The following is a 715-nucleotide window of genomic DNA, read 5'->3' on the forward strand; positions in this document are numbered from 1 at the left end:
CAACCTCTTCAATAGACAGGGGCTGGTTCGGGCCCCACGCGATGGCGGCTTTCGACTTGATCATCTGTGTCTTCCTCTGCGTTCCAATTGCTAGAATATCTGTTTCTCTGTTCGGGACCGAATGAGAGCTTCCCCAGTTTATTGATATCGAAAATTAGGATAATCACCCATTTTTGAAATTTACTTTTGCAGGACAGTAACAATATCCTGACCAAACCCCGGATAATCATAGAGGTAGAACACAATCATGCAGTGGGAAGGCGTTGTTGAATTTGTGGCCGTGGCGGAATTGCAAAGCTTTACCGCAGCGGCCAAGCGGCTTGGCATTTCCACCGCGCAGGTCAGCCGACAGGTCAGCGCGCTTGAGGCCCGGCTTTCCACCCGATTGTTTCACCGCACCACCCGGCGCGTCACCGCCACCGAGGCCGGGCAGCTCTATTATCAGCATTGCAGGCAGGTTCTGGACAGTCTGGAAGAGGCGGAGCGCCTGATCACGGACCTGCAGCAAACCCCCAAGGGCACCATCAAGCTGACCGCGCCAATTACCTATGGCGAACGCACCCTTGCCCCGCTTCTGAACAATTTTCTGCTACACTATCCCGACGTGACACTGGACCTGCATCTGTCCAACCGGGTTGTCGATATCGTGGCCGAAGGGTTCGATCTTGCCATTCGTCTTGGTACGCTGGAGCAATCGCGCCTGATGGCCAAGCGC

1 protein-coding gene is annotated in these 715 nt (G+C 54.7%); it reads left to right on the plus strand.

Features of this window, described 5'->3' with window-relative positions:
• Positions 1-247 precede the first annotated feature (247 nt).
• The coding region (locus QQJ79_RS15605) for a LysR family transcriptional regulator (protein WP_284223847.1) at positions 248-715 on the plus strand (468 nt) is incomplete at its 3' end.

It is taken from the genome of Brevundimonas denitrificans (assembly GCF_030160755.1).
GTDB lineage: Bacteria > Pseudomonadota > Alphaproteobacteria > Caulobacterales > Caulobacteraceae > Brevundimonas > Brevundimonas denitrificans.